This window comes from uncultured Sphingobacterium sp. (assembly GCF_964277905.1).
GTDB lineage: Bacteria > Bacteroidota > Bacteroidia > Sphingobacteriales > Sphingobacteriaceae > Sphingobacterium > Sphingobacterium siyangense.
Genome location: NZ_CAXYKD010000046.1, coordinates 21,432 through 40,043 on the forward strand (window position 1 = coordinate 21,432; position 18,612 = coordinate 40,043).

At 40.3% G+C, this 18,612-nt stretch carries 17 protein-coding genes; 9 read left to right on the forward strand and 8 right to left on the reverse strand.

Features of this window, described 5'->3' with window-relative positions; translation table 11 throughout:
• Nucleotides 1–3 precede the first annotated feature (3 nt).
• Together sufC and sufB are read right to left on the reverse strand one after the other, a co-directional pair.
• Entirely contained in the window at nucleotides 4–762 is a 759-nt protein-coding gene (gene sufC, locus ACHWSC_RS21390) for a Fe-S cluster assembly ATPase SufC (RefSeq protein ID WP_046673119.1), read from the reverse strand.
• Between the two features lie 62 nt (nucleotides 763–824).
• A complete protein-coding gene (gene sufB / locus ACHWSC_RS21395; protein WP_394678111.1) occupies nucleotides 825–2,276 on the reverse strand; it encodes a Fe-S cluster assembly protein SufB in 1,452 nt (483 codons plus the stop codon).
• A gap of 332 nt (nucleotides 2,277–2,608) precedes the next feature.
• On the opposite strand from sufB, the gene ACHWSC_RS21400 reads away from it, so the two are divergent.
• A complete protein-coding gene (locus tag ACHWSC_RS21400; protein WP_046673117.1) occupies nucleotides 2,609–3,079 on the forward strand; it encodes an Lrp/AsnC family transcriptional regulator in 471 nt (156 codons plus the stop codon).
• 110 nt (nucleotides 3,080–3,189) lie between these two features.
• On the opposite strand, the gene ung is transcribed toward ACHWSC_RS21400, so the two are convergent.
• Nucleotides 3,190–3,864: a uracil-DNA glycosylase gene (ung, locus tag ACHWSC_RS21405; RefSeq protein WP_394678112.1), complete on the reverse strand. Its 675-nt coding sequence runs from the start codon at nucleotides 3,862–3,864 to the stop codon at nucleotides 3,190–3,192.
• Between the two features lie 222 nt (nucleotides 3,865–4,086).
• Between ung and ACHWSC_RS21410 the strand changes: the two genes are divergently transcribed.
• Complete coding sequence (locus ACHWSC_RS21410; RefSeq protein WP_075990263.1) at nucleotides 4,087–4,626, forward strand: hypothetical protein; 540 nt, start codon at nucleotides 4,087–4,089, stop codon at nucleotides 4,624–4,626.
• 66 nt (nucleotides 4,627–4,692) lie between these two features.
• On the opposite strand, the gene ACHWSC_RS21415 is transcribed toward ACHWSC_RS21410, so the two are convergent.
• Both ACHWSC_RS21415 and ACHWSC_RS21420 read right to left on the reverse strand, forming a co-directional pair.
• Complete coding sequence (locus ACHWSC_RS21415; RefSeq protein WP_394678113.1) at nucleotides 4,693–5,157, reverse strand: hypothetical protein; 465 nt, start codon at nucleotides 5,155–5,157, stop codon at nucleotides 4,693–4,695.
• Nucleotides 5,158–5,224: 67 nt separating this feature from the next.
• The gene (locus tag ACHWSC_RS21420) at nucleotides 5,225–5,707 is read right to left on the reverse strand and encodes a DUF4293 domain-containing protein (protein ID WP_075990265.1); all 483 of its coding nucleotides are present in this window, start codon (nucleotides 5,705–5,707) and stop codon (nucleotides 5,225–5,227) included.
• 193 nt (nucleotides 5,708–5,900) lie between these two features.
• Here ACHWSC_RS21420 and ACHWSC_RS21425 point away from each other — a divergent pair, with 193 nt between their 5' ends.
• On the forward strand, nucleotides 5,901–6,422 hold the full coding sequence (locus tag ACHWSC_RS21425) for a hypothetical protein (RefSeq protein WP_075990266.1): 522 nt from the start codon (nucleotides 5,901–5,903) through the stop codon (nucleotides 6,420–6,422).
• On the opposite strand, the gene ACHWSC_RS21430 is transcribed toward ACHWSC_RS21425, so the two are convergent.
• The 3 genes from ACHWSC_RS21430 to murF all read right to left on the reverse strand — a co-directional run bounded on the left by ACHWSC_RS21430 (nucleotide 6,423) and on the right by murF (nucleotide 10,599).
• A complete protein-coding gene (locus ACHWSC_RS21430) occupies nucleotides 6,423–8,186 on the reverse strand; it encodes an ABC transporter ATP-binding protein (RefSeq protein WP_075990267.1) in 1,764 nt (587 codons plus the stop codon). It lies immediately after the preceding gene.
• Nucleotides 8,187–8,210: 24 nt separating this feature from the next.
• The gene (gene truA, locus ACHWSC_RS21435) at nucleotides 8,211–8,966 is read right to left on the reverse strand and encodes a tRNA pseudouridine(38-40) synthase TruA (protein WP_201669754.1); all 756 of its coding nucleotides are present in this window, start codon (nucleotides 8,964–8,966) and stop codon (nucleotides 8,211–8,213) included.
• Nucleotides 8,967–9,297: 331 nt separating this feature from the next.
• Nucleotides 9,298–10,599, reverse strand: a complete 1,302-nt coding sequence (gene murF / locus ACHWSC_RS21440) for a UDP-N-acetylmuramoyl-tripeptide--D-alanyl-D-alanine ligase (protein WP_394678114.1) — start codon at nucleotides 10,597–10,599, stop codon at nucleotides 9,298–9,300.
• A 315-nt stretch (nucleotides 10,600–10,914) separates the two neighbouring features.
• Here murF and ACHWSC_RS21445 point away from each other — a divergent pair, with 315 nt between their 5' ends.
• The 6 genes from ACHWSC_RS21445 to ACHWSC_RS21470 all read left to right on the forward strand — a co-directional run bounded on the left by ACHWSC_RS21445 (nucleotide 10,915) and on the right by ACHWSC_RS21470 (nucleotide 18,599).
• The gene (locus tag ACHWSC_RS21445; RefSeq protein ID WP_075990270.1) at nucleotides 10,915–11,880 is read left to right on the forward strand and encodes a pectinesterase family protein; all 966 of its coding nucleotides are present in this window, start codon (nucleotides 10,915–10,917) and stop codon (nucleotides 11,878–11,880) included.
• A 101-nt stretch (nucleotides 11,881–11,981) separates the two neighbouring features.
• Nucleotides 11,982–12,443: a glycosyl hydrolase family 28-related protein gene (locus tag ACHWSC_RS21450; RefSeq protein ID WP_394678115.1), complete on the forward strand. Its 462-nt coding sequence runs from the start codon at nucleotides 11,982–11,984 to the stop codon at nucleotides 12,441–12,443.
• 7 nt (nucleotides 12,444–12,450) lie between these two features.
• Nucleotides 12,451–14,367 carry a glycoside hydrolase family 88 protein gene (locus ACHWSC_RS21455; protein ID WP_394678116.1) on the forward strand — a complete coding sequence of 639 codons (1,917 nt, stop codon included), beginning with the start codon at nucleotides 12,451–12,453 and terminating at the stop codon, nucleotides 14,365–14,367.
• 5 nt (nucleotides 14,368–14,372) lie between these two features.
• Nucleotides 14,373–15,410 carry a pectate lyase gene (pelA, locus tag ACHWSC_RS21460; RefSeq protein ID WP_394678117.1) on the forward strand — a complete coding sequence of 346 codons (1,038 nt, stop codon included), beginning with the start codon at nucleotides 14,373–14,375 and terminating at the stop codon, nucleotides 15,408–15,410.
• 12 nt (nucleotides 15,411–15,422) lie between these two features.
• Complete coding sequence (locus ACHWSC_RS21465; RefSeq protein WP_394678118.1) at nucleotides 15,423–16,940, forward strand: tagaturonate reductase; 1,518 nt, start codon at nucleotides 15,423–15,425, stop codon at nucleotides 16,938–16,940.
• Between the two features lie 12 nt (nucleotides 16,941–16,952).
• Nucleotides 16,953–18,599, forward strand: a complete 1,647-nt coding sequence (locus ACHWSC_RS21470) for a UxaA family hydrolase (RefSeq protein ID WP_394678119.1) — start codon at nucleotides 16,953–16,955, stop codon at nucleotides 18,597–18,599.
• Nucleotides 18,600–18,612: the final 13 nt, after the last annotated feature.

The following is an 18,612-nucleotide window of genomic DNA, read 5'->3' on the forward strand; positions in this document are numbered from 1 at the left end:
AGATTAGGCGTTTTGTGTATCATATTCTTTTAACCAATCGTATCCTTTTTCTTCGAGCTCCAAAGCCAATTCTTTAGGTCCCGATTTCACGATACGGCCATTGTACAATACGTGAACAAAATCTGGAACGATATAATCCAACAAACGTTGGTAGTGTGTAATAACAATAAAAGCATTGTCTTTAGAGCGCAATTGATTCACGCCATTTGCAACGATACGAAGTGCATCGATATCCAAACCAGAATCTGTCTCATCCAAAATAGATAATTTCGGATTCAACATCGCTAATTGAAAAATTTCGTTACGCTTTTTCTCACCACCGGAAAATCCTTCATTTAAAGAGCGGTTAGCCAAATTAGCCGAAAATTCAACCAATTTTTGCTTATCTTTTACCATTTGTAAAAATTCCTTCGCTTCCATTGGAGGAAGGCCTTTATACTCACGAATATCATTTACAGCTGTTTTCAAGAAATTGATATTCGATACGCCCGGAATCTCAACAGGATATTGAAAAGCCAAAAACAGCCCTTCACGTGCACGGTCCTCAGGTGAAAGATCCAATAAATCTACACCGTCCAATAGTGCAGAACCTTCACTTACTTCATATGATTCGCGTCCGGCTAATACATTACCTAATGTACTTTTACCAGCACCATTTGGTCCCATAATCGCATGAACTTCTCCCGCTTTTACTTCTAGGTTTAACCCTTTTAATATTTGTTTGTCTTCTACAGACGCATGTAAATTTTTAATGCTTAACATTTTATTCGTATTGAGTATGGTGTAATGTAGCGTCATAAACTACATTCCCAATGATTTTTTATCTATCCTACTGAACCTTCTAATGAAATTGCCAATAATTTTTGAGCCTCTACAGCAAACTCCATCGGCAATTGATTTAATACTTCCTTTGCATACCCGTTGACAATTAAACCAACAGCTTTCTCAGAATCGATACCACGTTGATTCAAATAGAATACTTGGTCCTCACCGATTTTGGAAGTAGTCGCCTCATGCTCTAATTTGGCTGTCTTATTTCTATTTTCGATATAAGGGAATGTATGTGCCCCACATTTATCACCGATCAATAAGGAATCACATTGGGTAAAGTTACGTGAGTTGTCTGCATTTGGACCGATTTTCACTAAACCTCTATAACTGTTGTGGCTCTTACCGGCAGAGATACCTTTAGAAATAATTTTAGATTTCGTGTTTTTACCCAAATGAACCATCTTCGTTCCTGTATCAGCTACCTGATAATTACGTGTCATGGCTACAGAGTAAAACTCGCCAATAGAGTTATCACCCTTTAAAATCACACCAGGGTATTTCCATGTAATTGCAGAACCAGTTTCTACCTGTGTCCAGGAGATTTTACTGTTATCACCTTTACAGATTCCACGCTTGGTTACAAAGTTATAAATACCACCTTTTCCATCTTTATCACCAGGGTACCAGTTTTGCACGGTAGAATATTTAATATCAGCATCGCGTTCGGCAATCAATTCTACTACCGCAGCATGCAGCTGGTTTTCATCACGCATAGGTGCAGTACATCCCTCCAAATAAGAAACATAAGCTCCCTCATCAGCAATGATCAACGTGCGTTCAAATTGTCCGGTATTCTGTGCATTGATACGGAAGTAGGTAGATAATTCCATTGGACATCTAACACCTTTTGGAACATAAACAAAGGATCCATCCGAAAATACTGCAGAATTCAACGCGGCATAAATGTTATCCGTCTGTGGAACCACTGTACCCAAATATTTTTTCACCAGGTCAGGATGCTCTTGCACGGCCTCACCAAATGAACAGAAAATAACACCTTGTTCTTTTAATTTCTCACGAAACGTTGTTTTGACAGATACCGAGTCAAAGACAGCATCTACCGCCACAACTCCTGCCAATACTTTTTGCTCATCCAAAGGAATTCCCAGTTTTTCAAAGGTAGCAATCAACTCAGGGTCAACCTCATCCATCGAATTAAGCTGTGGTTTTGATTTTGGGGCTGCATAATAGGAAATCTCTTGAAAATCAATTTCAGGAGCTTTGAAATTCTGCCAAGTAGGCATTCTTAACGTCAAGAAATGACGGAAAGCTTTTAATCTCCATTCCAATAGCCATTCAGGTTCATTCTTTTTTGCCGAAATAAAACGAACCGTATCCTCAGTAAGGCCTTTGGCTGCAATTTCCATTTCGATATCTGTCGTGAACCCGTATTTATATTCTTCGAGCTCCAGCTCTTTTAACAAATCGTCGTCTTTAGTACTCATATTGCGCTCTCACGGTTTAACTAATTTGGGAGGGCTTCACCTCCGCACCTATCGAACTGCAAAGTTACAATTTCAAAGCCAATAAAACAGCATTTAATAGCACCTTACGAAGGCATTTTTAATAAAAAAATGACATTTATCACTCCATTTCATTAAAATGAGCACATTTCAATCGATTATGACAGTCAAATGATTTTACATCGATTAAAATTATAACTAAACCGACACAATATAGCTAAAATCTATTAATCATCAATAATTTTGTATATTTTTAAATTTCCAAATATAATTTTGTATATTTACAAATACTATTGATTATTAAGACTTAAGATATGCCCTTTGCACCGGATAAAACAGATTTAAAAATTCTTAAACTATTACAAGAGAATGGTCGTATAACTAATTTGCAACTCGCATCTAGCATCGGACTATCTCCCGCACCAACTTTAGAGCGTGTGCGAAAACTGGAAAACTCTGGCTTCATCAAAAGTTACCATGCTTTTGTAGACGAGGAGAAACTGGGACTTGGAATCAAATCGTTTATCCAGATCTCACTCGATTTCCATACGCATAACGCTATCCCTGAGTTTGTTGCTGCTGTCAAAATGATACCCGAGGTAACCGAATGCCACCACGTTACAGGTAATTGTGATTTCATTCTCAAGGTTTACGTAAAAGATATTAAAGCTTATGAAGGTGTCATCATGGAAAAAATCTCCAAAATACCTTTTGTAAAGACATTCCAAACCATGATGATTATGTCAACCAGCAAAAAAGAGCCAATTATTCCTTTAGAATATTAAGCGAAGAAATCAGCCCAATCAAAAATATCATTACCGGAATCTCGCTTTCGGACATATTTGCTCCATGCGACGATCACCGGCAATGATGTTTATTTAACCCAAGACAAACCTTAAGCTAGGCGCCAATCAATTGGGGTTTTATCATGTTCCATCAAATACTGGTTTGCACGTGAAAAATGTTTACTACCAAAAAAACCACGATAGACAGACAACGGTGATGGATGGACCGCCGTTAACACAAGATGCTTCTTCGCATCAATGAGCACACTTTTCTTTTGGGCATAACTTCCCCACAACAGAAATACAACATGTTCACAACGCTCCGAAATGGCATGAATAATACTATCTGTAAAAATCTCCCAACCTTTCTTTTGATGTGAACCTGCCAAATGTGCCTGCACTGTCAATGTCGCATTTAACAACAGTACACCCTGTTTGGCCCAATAGGTCAAATCGCCAGCACGCGGCTCAACAAAACCGGGTATATCGTCTTGCAATTCCTTAAAGATATTTTTTAAGGATGGCGGCAAAGCAATCCCTTCTGGCACAGAGAAAGACAAGCCATGTGCCTGCCCATCATTATGATAAGGATCCTGCCCTAAGATAACTACTTTTACCTGGTCCAATGGCGTCAGCTTAAAAGCATTCATCACCAGATCTGCCGGTGGAAACACTTTCGTTTTCTGACGCTCTTCTTGCACAAAAGTAGACAGTTGTTTCATATAGGGCTGACCAAACAAAGGCTTTAGCACAGGAGCCCAAGAATCATCGTATTGCTTTTCCATACCCCAAACATAGATAAAGTTGCATATAAAGGCAAATTTATCCACATAAGCTCTTTTCAAGAGACTACAGCAAAAAAAACGAGCACATCTTGTTTATCCATATCCTCTTCAGGGGGAAAAACACATTTTTACAAAATAACCACCTGAACGAGTTGCTTAAACGATGAAATTAACGGATATTTGCAGAATTAAATTGAATACAAATATTTTAAACAAAGATTTATGTCAAATCTCGTTAGAATCATTATTTGCAGTGCATTGCTGATCGGAACAGTTGCCTTATTCTGGACTGGAAATTGGGGATGGGGAATCTTAGGTATCCTGATCACGATCTTAGGCTTTGTTACTGTATTTTTCCACGAATATATGCTGATTGCGCAATGGTATATGCGTAAACAAAATATGGCCGCAGCTGAAAAATGGCTCCGTAAAATCACCAACTACGAAAAGCAATTAATCCCACAACAGCACGGTTACTACAATATGCTGATCGGACTGATCGAATCACAACGTGCACCTATGCAATCCGAAAAATATTTTAAGAAGGCATTGGCGTTGGGCTTACATATGGATCATAATATCGCTTTAGCAAAATTAAGCCTGGCAGGTGTAGCAATGGCAAAACGCAACAAGCGTGAAGCCGAAAAACTACTTCAGGAAGCGAAAAAAGCAGATAAAAACAAATTATTGGCCGATCAGATCAAAATGATGAAAGACCAAATGGGTATGATGGACAAACAGCAGATCAGATACAATCGATAATATTGAATAATCAAAAAAGCTTCAAAGTATAACTTTGAAGCTTTTTTGCTCAAGAGCCAAAATCTATTATTTCTTTAATGGAATAGGAACTTCCAAAAACTCACCCTCTTCCGTACTGCTCTCAAACACCAGTTTAATCATAACCGGCTTATCCGTTTTCTTCCAATCCTTAACAACGACCTGTATATCCACAGGCTTATCTTCTTCTAGCAAATAGTGCAGATAATTCTGCTTGTCTTCAAATTTAACCAAAACATTTCCCATCTGAATCGTTGAAAAGAAATGGGGTTGTTTCTTCTGATCCAACACCTGCGTGGAAAAGGTGTTCATTTTATATTCTCGTGGATCGGTACTATAAGATATCGCAAACAAATTGATCACCAGTTCATTCTTACCCTCATCGAAGTGAAATTCCCGCACATCGAATTGAATATCGTCAACAACCAGCAATGAATCTGCCGACTGAGCCTTTACAAGCCCACCTCCAAGAAAGAGGATCAAGACAACAACATATCTAAAAAAAACATTCATATCATATTATATTTAAAAAAGCCACGATCTTCGTGGCTTTAACTCGTATTATTTTATTGTCTTAAAATTATGCTCGCAATCGATCGGCAGATCGGATCAACTTTTCATCTTTACGTACTCCACCCATCGCTAACGCACAGAAAATAATCGAAATTGGCAACAAAAAGAAACCTACCCCGATATTCCCGGCACCTAAAAACTGGCTCACGGTGGCAAGATGAGTACTTGCAGACGAGTATAACCAGATTGCAAATAAGATGATCGCCACAATCTCCACCCATATAAGCAAAAGTTGAACTTTACGCTTTTTAAATTTAAATATCGTAAATAGCGGAAGTCCTCCCAATAACACGGTCACCACAGTCTGGAGAATATAACCAAATCCCCCCTCATGTACAGACTGACCAGCAGCAACACTATACACACCAGTCACCTTCACATTCTTTCCTAAACCCACTAAATCGCTATAATTAACATAGGGAAATAGAAACAAGCCAAATATGACTAATCCTGCTATCAGCAAATAAACAGTTTGGATACGTTGAATCATAGTTTAATTTTTGTATATCAACAAACTTAGATAAATTGATTTTCATATGCAATATAATTGCGACCGAAAAAACAACCAATCCTACAGCTCTATAAACACCAAAACAATCAAACCTGACATTTTGTTGTATTTTTTTACATCATATCAAAGGGCTTCTTTTTAGAAAGCTTTATCTTTGCGAAAAAAAAATACCATGTTATACATATATGGAGCAACCGCTCATGCTAAAACTGCGGTAGATGTAGCAGAAGATTTAGCGATTGAAATTGGTGGTCTTATCGACAAATCGCTACTAATTGAAGATGTGTTTGATTACGAGGTTCAACTTCATCATGAATCAAAAGGCACGGAAGAAAATTTCTTTGTCGCAGTCAAGAATCCTGGTCTTCGCCAAAGGATTGTGTCAGAAAACGCAAACTGGAACTTCCAGACCCTCATCCATCCTAAAGCCTACGTATCAAAAAGAGCCGAAATTGGTGAAGGCACCATTATTCTCCCTGGCGCTTCGATCGCTCCAGATGTACAAATAGGCAACCACTGCGTTATTGCCGGTTCCGCCGTTATCGAAAGCAACACCATTATTGAAGATTTTGTCAACATCGGCCCAAATGTCTCAATCGGAGCAAACGTTCTAGTCGGTCGAGGTTCCGAAATCAAAGCAAATACACGTATCGAAGACGAAGAAACTATCCCCAAAGAGAGTATTATCGCTTAATTAAATCCCTGCGGAATGAAATTGCAAATCGTATAGTTTTTTATAATAACCATCGAAAGATAGCAATTCCTGATGCGTTCCGATTTCCTTGATTTCGCCTTTATCCAACACAATAATCTTGTCCGCCTTCTGAATGGTGGACAAGCGGTGGGCAATAACAATCGATGTTCTTCCTTTCATGAGGTTATCAATTGCATGTTGGATCATTTCTTCCGTTTCGGTATCAACAGAAGAAGTCGCTTCGTCCAAAATAAGAATCCGAGGATCGTGTACCAAAGCCCGTATAAAAGAAATCAATTGTGCCTGCCCCGCAGATAAAGTTGCTCCCCGCTCTTTCACATCATAATCATAGCCCCCTGGAAGTCGCATAATAAAATCATGCGCGCCCACCTCCTTTGCCGCTTCGATCACCTGCTCTCTAGATATTGCAGGATCACCTAATGTAATGTTATTGATGACACTATCCGAAAAGAGAAATACATCCTGCAATACCGTCGAAATGGTATTTCTCAGATAATCAAGATCATAATCCCGGATATTACGGCCATCCAATAGAATTTCGCCCTTATTGATTTCATAAAACCGGCTTAGAATATTGATGGTAGAAGATTTTCCGGCACCAGTAGCCCCAACTAAAGCTAAGGTCTCGCCCGGATTAACATTGAAGTTAACATCTTTCAGAACCCAGTTTTCCTCATTATAAGCAAACCAAACATCGCGAAAAGCAATCTCTCCTTTGATATGTGCGGGTTTCAAGGTCCCCAAATTAGGCGTCTTTTCATCGGTATCCAAGACTTCAAAAATTCGTTCAGCACTGACCATACCCATTTGAAGTGTATTGAACTTGTCAATAAGTTCCCGAATGGGCCTAAAGATCATATTGATATACATGATGAAGGCCACAACTACACCGGGAGAGATCACATCACCCATAATTTGTTTGGAACCAAACCATACCAATAATCCCAAAGCAATAGCCATGATAATTTCCAAAACAGGGAAAAAGATGGAGAAGTACCAATTGGTTCGAATATGTGCATTGCGATGTTGCGCATTAATTTCTTTGAACTTATCCATTTCCTGCTTTTCACGCGCAAAATATTGGATAATCCCGACTCCCGTAATATGTTCCTGCAAAAATGTATTTAAATTGGAAACCCATTTCCTCACATCAATAAAAGCAGATTTCATTGCCTCTTTAAACACATAAGTTGCTGCCACCATCAAAGGCATGGGAATTAAAACAATCAATGTTAGCTTCCAATCGGAGTAAAACATCACAACCAGAATAACGACCAGCTGCAATAAATCACCGATAATCTGGATCAAGCCCTCAGAAAAAATATTGGAAAGAGTCTCCAGATCAGAAATGGTGCGTGTAATCAGTTTTCCCAACGCCGTACGATCAAAATACTTGAGCCGGAGTTGAACAATGTGGTTAAATACCTGAATCCGGATATCGCGAATGACCGACTGCCCCAAAGTATTTGTCATTAAGGTATGGTAATAACGAATCAAGGTCTGCAGGATAACCAATGCCAACATCGCTATCAGCATGAGGGACAACCCATTGGTATCGAAGTTTAAAATATAGTTATCTAATGTATGCTGAATTAGCATAGGCAAAGCGGGCGCCACAGCGGCCAACAATATCGTTAGAACAACCGATATCCAAAATGACACATGGTAAGGCCGCATATAGCGACTCATGCGTTTCACTAAATTGATATCGTAGGTTTTACCAGTTATTTTATCTTGACTCACGTTAAATTCTATATCTATTAAGTTCTATATATAAGGATATGCTACTTCTGTTAAATATAAACCATGTGCAGGAACAGAAACACCCGCTTTTCCGCGGTTTTTACTTTGAATAACATCTTGCATAAATGAAACCGGCTTGCCTTTTATCCCTATTTCCAACGATGTCCCTACAATGGCACGCACCATATTGCGCAAAAAACGATCTGCAGTTATGTGAAAAACCAGATGCTGCTCAGTATGCCATACCCACTCAGCTCTACGAATATCGCAAATATTTGTAAACACCTGCGTATGAGACTTACTAAAGCATTCGAAATCTTGTTTACCCAATAAAAATTGTGCAGCTTCATTCATTTTTTCAACATCCGGACGATCGCGCATAAAACATGAATAGGGATAGATAAAAGGATCTTTATGAAAATGAAGATGGTATTCATATGATCTTTGCGTTGCATCGAAGCGAGCATGTGCTTCGGGTTCCACTTCGATCAAGCGCTTCACGGCCACATCAAAGGGCAATAAAGCATTGAGCGAATGAATAAAACGATCAGCTTTTTGTAGAATACCCACGGGGGCAGCATCGAAATGTGCATACAACTGCTTGGCATGAACACCCGTATCTGTACGGCCAGCTCCCGTTGTTTCAATGGGCTCCCGCAACAGGGTTTCAAGCGCTTTATTCAGCACTTCCTGCACGGAAATTGCATTATTCTGAATTTGCCAACCATGATAAGCCTGTCCAAAATAGGCTATTTCTAAAAAAAAACGTCTTTTATCCATTATATGCAACAAAGGTACGTTTTTCCAAATGAGCATCATTTTTCCATAGAACTAATTTGCTCATTTTACGCATTATTTAATCCTTACATGACAAAACTGTTTGTTTTGCCCTTCCTTTTTACTCAAATCTGCCTGATGGGCAATTTGGCATTCAGTGGCACCAAAGCCACAGTAAACACCTACTATCTTCGCCCTGCGACCACGGTAAGTCCACCGTGAGTCCACGTTGAGTCCACCTTTTTAAGTACATTCAATGCGCGAGCACCATGGTCGCAATATGGTCGCACCCCGAACTTATCCCCTCGTTGTGCATAACACAAAGCTAAAAAGACTAGAGTAAATCGACCAGATTTTCAAAAGCCATGCCGCGTGATGCTTTCAATAAAACTGTGGCATTAGTTATCGGTTTTTCGCTGATTGCTTGTTTTGCTTCAGCAGTAGTTTCATAAAACTCTCCACCTTCATACCGATGTGCGAAAAATTCTTTGCCGACAAAAATCTTGCGATCTGCAGGAATAGCTCTTACGTTTTCAACAATTTTTCTATGCTCTTCAAAGGATTCGGCCCCCAATTCAAACATATCACCCAATACAATAGCCTTCTTATCCGCTTCAATAATCCGGATATTATCCAGTGCAGCGGCCATGCTTGTTGCATTGGCATTATAATAATCGCAGATCAGCGTATTGTGGGCCGTTTTCATAACCTGCGAGCGATTGTTGGTAGGTGTGTATCCTTCAATACCCCGATTGATCGCCTCAGAAGAAATGCCAAAATGCAGACCCACTGCAATTGCCGCAAGAAAGTTTTCGGTATTATAAGAGCCTGTTAACTGCGTATCAACTACATAAGATTCGGTCGCCCCCTTCTTTTGCCACTCGATCTGCAAAAGGGGATTTGCTTTAAGAAGCTTTCCAATCACATCATTACCTTCCGAGAAACCATAAGTAATGATGTCAGCTATCTTGCGAGCCGAAGCCATCTCTTTGAGATGTGGGTTATCGGCCTGCAAAAATAATACCCCTTGATGGTCTTGCAGCCAATCGTATAGCTCACCTTTGGTTTTCTTTACTCCTTCAAAAGAGCCAAAACCTTCTAGATGTGCTTTACCAACGTTAGAAATCAAACCATGTGTCGGTTCGGCAATCCCACACAAAAAAGCAATTTCTTCCAAATGATTTGCCCCCATTTCGATGATTGCTAGCTCAACGGAATCATCTATCGCCAATAATGTCAATGGAACACCGATATGATTATTCAAATTTCCTTTTGTCGCATATGCCTTATACTTCTGCGAAACAACAGCATACAACAGTTCCTTCGTAGTCGTTTTTCCATTCGTACCGGTCACCCCAATAATTGGTATATGCAACTGGTGTCTGTGATAATTTGCCAGTTGCTGTAATGCTTTTAAAACATCCTCTACAAGAATATACTGTTCTCCTTTTTGGAAAGTCTCTTCATCAATAACAACATATTTAGCGCCCATTTCAAGTGCTTTCTCTGCAAAAGCATTTCCATTGAAATTGGCCCCTTTGAGAGCGAAGAATATACTATCCTTTTCAATTTTACGTGTATCAGTGGTGATATTCGGATACTGTTTATAAATCTGATAAAGCGATTGGATGTCCATGTTGAGAAATTTGTTGAACAAACTTAGAGAAATTGCTTTTTATATGCAATACAATTGAACTCCATATAGACAATTTAGGCCCCTTAATCGTTCTGAACATCCTTTTGTGGCTATACAAGCTCAATCAAAGATATCCAAAACACGTAATATTTCAAGATACAAGTGCACGCTTCATGCCATGGTAGCATGCTAGAATTGTCTTTTCAATCGGTTCACGCAAACGTGACCGATAACGTTTGCGCATTTATTTTGGTGGATTTCCTTTAAGGAAGGCTTTAATATTGGTAATTTCATTGACCAATTAAACAATTTGGAATGCGAACGATCATACTTTCCCTTTTTTTAATTCCTTTTTTTCTTTTTGCTACGGAAGTAAAGAGCTATGATTTTGTCGTGGCCAAAGATGGTACGGGAAATTTCACGACAATTCAAGATGCCATTCATGCTGTCCCAGATTTTCGAAAAAAGGAAACGAAAATATATATCAAAAACGGGACATATCGCGAAAAAATCATCCTCCCGGGGAGCAAGCAGTTTGTTACATTAGTCGGTGAAGATAAATTTAAAACGATTATCAGTTATGACGATTATGCGCAAAAGAAAAATCGTTTTGGTGAGGAAATGGGTACTTCTGGCTCAGCAAGTTTTTATTGCTATGGGGACGATTTTACGGCCATAAACCTTTCTTTCGAAAATGGATCCGGCCCGGTAGGCCAGGCAGTGGCGGCATGGATCTCCGGAGACCGTAATTTGTTTCTCAATTGTCGCTTCTTAGGATTTCAAGACACCTTATACACTTTCGGGAAGGGAACAAGACAGCTTTATTACCAATGCTATATCGAAGGTACTGTAGATTTTATCTTTGGCGGGTCCACGGCCTGGTTTGAAAATTGTGAACTGCACTGCAAAAACAAGGGCTATATTACCGCAGCATCTACGCCCGAACAGGTAGATTTTGGCTATATCTTTAACAACTGCAACATCACGGGAAATAAAGACACAAAGACGTTCTATCTTGGACGCCCTTGGCGACCTTATGCCAAAGTAATTTTCATGCATTGTAATCTTCCCCAATTTATTGACGATAAAGGTTGGCACAACTGGGGCAAAGAGTCAAATGAGAAAACAGCTTATTTCGCAGAATATAAAAACAAAGGCGCAGGCTCAGTGTCACAAAATCGTGTCAAATGGAGTCGCCTATTAACAGATCGAGAGGCCGATAGCCTTAATTTTCAACGTGTATTCAAGGATTGGGTACCAACGCTTACATTTGATCGATAAGTCATGACCGGTAACGATTGCATAAGTTTTTCATCCAAGTTAGGGACAAAGAATGTACAATTGCTTTTACAAATAACCATTTTTAAACCAAAATGTAAAAAATGAATTCGTTTAAAAAGCACTATTCACGTACATTGAAATCCGCTCTTGGATTGCTTCTCGTGCTACCACAGCTGTGTATAGCACAAGAGCCTGCCCGTCCTATCGTACAACAGGTCGAATTTAAGAAAGACACGTTAAATATCGGCAATTATGGTGCTAAAGGTGACGGTCAATTTCTTAATACGGCTTTAATCAATCAAACTATCCGTAGATGTAGCGAAACTGGTGGCGGTGTGGTACTGATCCCTGCCGGAATTTGGGTGGCAGGACCTATTGAAATGCAGAGCAATGTAAACCTGCACCTCAAACAAGTTGCCGTACTGCTTTTCACCAAGGACTTTGATCAATATAAGCTCGTTGAATCTAATATTCATTTATCGAAATCCAACACAAGGACTGCCAAGAAGATCAGTCAATTTATAGCGGGAAGTACAGACAAATCCTTAACGATCAAAAATTAGGAACGCGATGAGAAAGTTATTTTTAATTCTTTTAAACCTTGCAACACTTGTTCCATTTTCTGGATTTGGCCAACAAAAGCCTTTTTCTGAGCAGATGGCTAACACTGTACTTGAACAGCTCTACCCGGATTCATTATTCAACAGGACCTACAAATTTCCAAAATGGACATACGATATGGGGGTTATTTTTGAAGGCCTGACAGATGTATGGCGCAATACCGCAGACGCTACCTATTTTAATTATATGCAATCGCGCATGGATGCTTACCTCAGCATTCCGGATTCGATTAAAAACTATGATGCATACGACTTCAATATCGACAATATCAAAAATGGCACGGCGCTATTAACACTTTACAAAGTAACCGGTAAAGAAAAATATCTAAAGGCCTGCCACCAATTATATGCACAGCTTCAAAAGCAGCCCCGCACACATGAAGGTGGATTTTGGCATAAGAAAATTTATCCTTACCAAATGTGGCTAGATGGTTTGTACATGGGACAACCTTTTTATGCAGAATATGCAAGCCTAATGGATATCCCTGCTGCTTTTGACGATATCGCCAACCAGTTTAGCTACATGGAAAAAAACGCCCGTGACACAAAAACAGGCCTACTGTATCATGGCTGGGATGAATCAAGAAAGGAACGCTGGTCGAACCCCAAAACAGGTTTATCACCGCACTTTTGGGCTAGAGGTATGGGCTGGTATGTCATGGCACTTGTCGATGTGCTGGATTATTTCCCAGAGGAGCATCCGCGCAGACAAGAACTCCTTGCAATCTTAAACAGAACGTTATCGGCAGTCGTCAAGTATCAAGATGTAAAAACCGGTGTTTGGTATGACATTGTGGATCTGGGGACAAGAAAAGGAAATTACCTGGAATCTTCGGCCTCCAGTATGTTTGTATTTGCATTGGCAAAATCATTACGCAAAGGTTATATCCCGGCTTCATTTCAGAAAAATCTGGATCGGGGCTACCAAGGGCTTTTAAAAGAATTTATCACCCCTGCTGGAGAAAACCGTGTTAATCTCACAAAGACTGTTCAAGTTTCCGGTTTGGGTGGAAAACAATATCGCGATGGTAGTTTCGAATATTATATGAGCGAACCAGTCATTACCAATGATCCCAAAGGAGTCGGTGCTTTTATCCTTGCAGCTTCCGAAGTTGAATTTGGAAAGGAACAAAAAGGAAAAAAAAGACGCACTATCACATTGGACAATTATTTCAACAACGAATATAAAAAGACTGCATCGGGGCAACTTAAACCCTACCATTATCTTTGGAATGGTGACGATAACAACGGATTTTCCCTTTTGGGTAGGGTATTTGAAAAAAATGGTGGTCAATTAAACACATTAAAAACAGCACCTACAGTACAAAATCTCTCAAAATCCAATGTCTATATCATTGTAGACCCCGATACAGAGAAAGAAACTGAGCATCCGCATTTTATGAATGAAACCGACGCCCAACAGATTGCTCAATGGGTTAAACAGGGCGGGGTACTTGTTCTTTTCTTAAATGATAGCGGCAACTGCGAAATCAGCAAATTCAATACCCTCGCACAAAAATTTGGCATCACATTCAATGAGGACAGCCGCAATCGTGTGAAAGGAAATGATTTTCAGACAGGAGCAATTGCAATTCCAAAGGATAATGCCGTATTTCCGAATACAACCCAAATATATATCAAGGAAATTTCAACATTACAGGTAAACGCTCCGGCCCAAGCATTGATTCAAGACAATGGTGATACCATCATTGCTACGGCAAAATATGGAAAAGGTACCGTATTTGCCATTGGGGACCCCTGGTTATATAATGAATATACCGATGGAAGAAAACTACCTAAGGAATATGAGAACTTTACTGCAGCGAATGATTTAGTACACTGGTTATTCAAACAGATCAACAACTAGAGACCATGAGAAAAATAAGTATGCTAAGTTTCATCGCGGTATCAGTATTTCATCATTACGGTATTGGACAGACCCTGCCTAACAAAGATTCATTGGCCGAAAAGATGCTTCAGTACCAGTTATCAAATGGGGCCTGGCCCAAACAGTTGGCAGACAAAAGTGTGGTAGATTATAGACTTCCATTAACGAACGAGCTCTTACAGAAGATCAAGGAAACAGCTATTGATCATGCCACACTCGACAATAATGCGACAACCCGGGAAATAACTGGATTGATCAAGGCTTTTAAGGACACGAGAAATCAGGCTTATTTGACTGCAGCAGAAAAAGGTATTGCCTATATTTTATCGGCTCAATATGAGAATGGTGGATTTCCACAATACTATCCAAATAAATCACTCTATAGAGCTGAGATAACCTACAACGATAATGCCATGATCAATGCATTACTGGTGCTTTACAAAGTAGCAAATAGGCAAGACGGATTTGAGGCTATCAATCCCATATTTGTGTCAAAAGCACAAAAAGCAGTAGAAAAGGGCATAGTTTGTATCCTGAAAACACAGGTCATGCAAGGTGGGGAAAGGAGTATTTGGGCTGCGCAATACAATCAGAATACTTTAAAACCTGCTCAGGCAAGAAAGTTTGAACCAGCTTCATTGAGCACAAGTGAATCTGTTTCCATCATTCGCTTTCTCATGCTGCAGCCTGCAACCACTGAAATTAAGCAGGCCATCGAACATGCAATACAATGGTTCGAACAGCATGATATTGAAGGTTACCGTTTCGACCGTATACAGGATCCGCTGACTGGAAAATATCAACGGCAGCTTGTCGCTGATCGGACTTCCACGATTTGGCCGCGATTTTATAATCTCGAAGACAACCGTCCATTGTTTGGAGATCGGGACAATACAATCAAATACAACTTTGAGGAGGTTTCAGAGGAGCGTAGAAATGGCTATGCCTGGTTCGGCAACTGGCCGGAAAAGCTGATCCAAAAGGACTATCCAAAGTGGAAAAAACAATACAAAATTCAATAATAAAACGAGCAGATGTTACTGACACAACATACTATACAAACGATGAGCACTGACCTGGTGAATAAACCGACGGCAGCGTCCTTCGCATATCCAGAAAAGATTCTTCAATTTGGCACCGGCGTATTACTCAGAGGCCTCCCGGATTATTTTGTCCATAAAGCAAATCAAAAAAATCTGTTTTGCGGTAGAATCCTGGTTGTAAAGTCAACAAGTTCGGCAGGTTCTGATGCCTTCGAACAACAGGACAACCTATACACATTATCCATTAAAGGTATAGAAGACGGTGAAGAGATTTCACAATATGAAATCAATAATTCGATTTCCCGTGTATTGGCGGCCAACCAACATTGGTCAGAAATATTAAAAAGCGCCGAAAATCCGGATCTTGAAATTGTCTTCTCCAACACCACCGAAGTCGGCATTGTTATGAGCGAAGACCGCATCAGTGACGCACCACCGGCTTCTTTCCCGGGTAAACTTTTGGCTATTCTTTATCGGAGATTTGTTTACTTCAATGCGGATAAAAACAAGGGCTTAACCGTCGTCCCTAGCGAATTGATTACCGACAATGGAACTAAACTGAAATCAATCGTCACTGCCCTCGCTAAGTTGAATGAACTCCCAGAAGAGTTTATGGACTGGCTTAATACCGCCAATGACTTTTGTAACACCCTAGTCGATCGTATCGTCCCTGGAGCATTGCCTCTAGCGGAATACACGAAAACCTGCGCTTTACTGGGCTACGAAGATCAATTGATGATTATGGCCGAACCCTTTCGCTTATGGGCGATAGAAGCGACTTCTGAACGTATACAACAACGCCTGTCCTTTGCATTGGCAGATCCGAATGTCATGTTGGTTCCATCAATTGAAAAGTACAAGGAAATCAAACTAAGGCTGCTCAATGGAACGCATACTTTAAGTTGTGCCCTTGCCCTTCTTGCGGGCTTCGAAACTGTAAAGGAGGCCATGCAAAATGCAGCATTCAATCAATTTATACGTCTTTTAATGCAAGATGAAATTGGTCCCGCCATTTTAAGCGACAGTATTTCTGTTGCGGATATCAACGATTTCTCATCCAAAGTCATCGACCGCTTTGCTAATCCACATCTGGAACACAAATGGGAATCCATCGCTTTAAACTATAGCTCAAAAATGGCAATGCGCAATATTCCCTTGCTAAAAAAGTGGTATACAACGCACAATAAAGCTCCTCAACTCTTCGCACTTGGATTTGCGGCTTATCTCTATCTACTAAAATCCACGCTGAACGGTGCTCAGTATGAGCAATTGATTAATGGACGAACGGTTGTGCTTCAGGACGAATCGGCACCGAGGTTACATGCCGCTTGGTGCAATCCAGATACACTCGTCCATACCGTGCTTTCAGATACGGGCTTATGGGGGATCAATTTAACGAAGTTTCCTCATTTTGAAGAAACAGTCAACCAGAAATTGCAACAGATCATTGAAAAAGGGGCATTAAAGGCACTCGAAATTTCAGCAGTTCTCGACAATAAAACGGTATAAATAGCACTAAAGATGAAAAACAACGTATTAAAGATACATCCCAAAGACAATGTTTTAGTCGCCTTACAAGATCTCAAAAAAGGTGACGCAATTTCGTTTGAGGGTGCACATTATATTCTACAGGAAGATATTCCGGCCAAGCATAAATTTTTTATGCAGGATATGCACTTTGGTGACGAAATCTATATGTATGGTGTTCTCGTAGGAAAAGCGCAATTTGATATCCCACAGGGAAGCATCATGAATACCGGCAACACCAAACATGCAGCCGAACCTTACCATTTCAGGCCTTCACATTACCACTGGGAAAAGCCTGATGTTGCAAAGTTTGAAGGAAGAACTTTCAATGGTTACCTCCGTCCGGACGGCCGTGTTGGCACCGCAAATTACTGGTTATTTATCCCAACCGTTTTCTGCGAAAACCGAAATCTTGATGTTATCAAAGAGGCATTATACAATGAGCTTGGCTATTCAGTCACTGGAAAATACAAGAACTTCACTCATCAGCTGTTAAAAGCCTATGAAAAGGGTGAAACACTAGACCTATCCTCACTCGGGCAGCTAAATACAATTACGGAGCAATCGGATCGTGTATTCAGAAACGTAGATGGGATCAAATTTTTGAATCATCAGGGGGGCTGTGGCGGAATCCGACAAGATGCAGCCATCTTGAGTAAGTTACTTGCTGCCTACGCCGACCATCCAAATGTCGCAGGTATTACGGTATTGAGTCTAGGTTGCCAAAATTTGCAGCTGAACGATCTCGTCAACGACATTAAGCTGCGTAATCCAGGATTTGACAAACCATTGTACTTATTTGAACAGCAACAATCAAAAAGTGAGGAGCAACTACTGAAAGAGGCGATACTACAAACTTTTGTGGGGCTGACAGAAATTAATAAACTTGGAAGACAGCCGGTACCATTGAGCAAATTAACCTTGGGTGTAAAATGCGGTGGTAGCGATGGATTCAGTGGTATTTCTGCCAATCCCGCAGTCGGTTATACCGCAGACCTTTTAGTTGCTCTTGGCGGAAAGGTACTGTTGGCCGAATTTCCAGAATTATGTGGTGCCGAGCAGAATCTAATAGACCGTACCATCGATCCAAAGGCTGCCAATAAATTCATCGATCTGATGACCGCTTATAGCAATGCTGCCGAGGCTGTTGGTTCGGGTTTTTATATGAATCCATCTCCAGGAAATATCCGCGATGGGCTTATCACGGATGCTATAAAAAGCAATGGAGCAGCAAAAAAAGGAGGAACCTCCCCTGTTGTTGATGTTTTGGACTACACAGAAGAAGCAACGAAACCGGGGCTTAACCTCGTTTGCACGCCAGGAAATGATGTGGAAGCGACCACAGGGAAAGCTGCCGCAGGCGCAACACTTATTTTATTCACGACGGGTTTAGGTACGCCTACCGGAAATCCAATATGCCCGGTCATCAAAGTTGCAACAAATAATGTCCTGGCAACCAAAATGGCCGACATTATCGATATCAATACCGGCCCCATTATAGATGGTGAGAAATCGATCCAAACCATGGGCGAAGACATTTTAGAATATTGTATCAAAGCAGCTAGTGGTGAAATAACACCTAAGGCTGTCCAATTAAATCAAGACGACTTTATACCTTGGAAAAGAGGTGTGAGTTTATAAAAATAGGATATTG

Excerpts from the sequence above, each read along its gene's own strand:
- truA (WP_201669754.1), bottom strand. The coding sequence starts at position 8,966 with ATGGATAAAAGACGTTTTTTTTTAGAAATAGCCTATTTTGGACAGGCT.
- ACHWSC_RS21425 (WP_075990266.1), top strand. The coding sequence starts at position 5,901 with ATGTTATACATATATGGAGCAACCGCTCATGCTAAAACTGCGGTAGAT.
- ACHWSC_RS21400 (WP_046673117.1), top strand. The coding sequence starts at position 2,609 with ATGCCCTTTGCACCGGATAAAACAGATTTAAAAATTCTTAAACTATTA.
- ACHWSC_RS21415 (WP_394678113.1), bottom strand. The coding sequence starts at position 5,157 with ATGAATGTTTTTTTTAGATATGTTGTTGTCTTGATCCTCTTTCTTGGA.
- sufC (WP_046673119.1), bottom strand. The coding sequence starts at position 762 with ATGTTAAGCATTAAAAATTTACATGCGTCTGTAGAAGACAAACAAATA.
- ACHWSC_RS21455 (WP_394678116.1), top strand. The coding sequence starts at position 12,451 with ATGAGAAAGTTATTTTTAATTCTTTTAAACCTTGCAACACTTGTTCCA.
- ACHWSC_RS21465 (WP_394678118.1), top strand. The coding sequence starts at position 15,423 with ATGTTACTGACACAACATACTATACAAACGATGAGCACTGACCTGGTG.
- ACHWSC_RS21420 (WP_075990265.1), bottom strand. The coding sequence starts at position 5,707 with ATGATTCAACGTATCCAAACTGTTTATTTGCTGATAGCAGGATTAGTC.
- murF (WP_394678114.1), bottom strand. The coding sequence starts at position 10,599 with ATGGACATCCAATCGCTTTATCAGATTTATAAACAGTATCCGAATATC.
- ACHWSC_RS21445 (WP_075990270.1), top strand. The coding sequence starts at position 10,915 with ATGCGAACGATCATACTTTCCCTTTTTTTAATTCCTTTTTTTCTTTTT.
- ACHWSC_RS21450 (WP_394678115.1), top strand. The coding sequence starts at position 11,982 with ATGAATTCGTTTAAAAAGCACTATTCACGTACATTGAAATCCGCTCTT.
- ACHWSC_RS21470 (WP_394678119.1), top strand. The coding sequence starts at position 16,953 with ATGAAAAACAACGTATTAAAGATACATCCCAAAGACAATGTTTTAGTC.
- pelA (WP_394678117.1), top strand. The coding sequence starts at position 14,373 with ATGAGAAAAATAAGTATGCTAAGTTTCATCGCGGTATCAGTATTTCAT.
- ACHWSC_RS21410 (WP_075990263.1), top strand. The coding sequence starts at position 4,087 with ATGTCAAATCTCGTTAGAATCATTATTTGCAGTGCATTGCTGATCGGA.
- ung (WP_394678112.1), bottom strand. The coding sequence starts at position 3,864 with ATGGAAAAGCAATACGATGATTCTTGGGCTCCTGTGCTAAAGCCTTTG.
- sufB (WP_394678111.1), bottom strand. The coding sequence starts at position 2,276 with ATGAGTACTAAAGACGACGATTTGTTAAAAGAGCTGGAGCTCGAAGAA.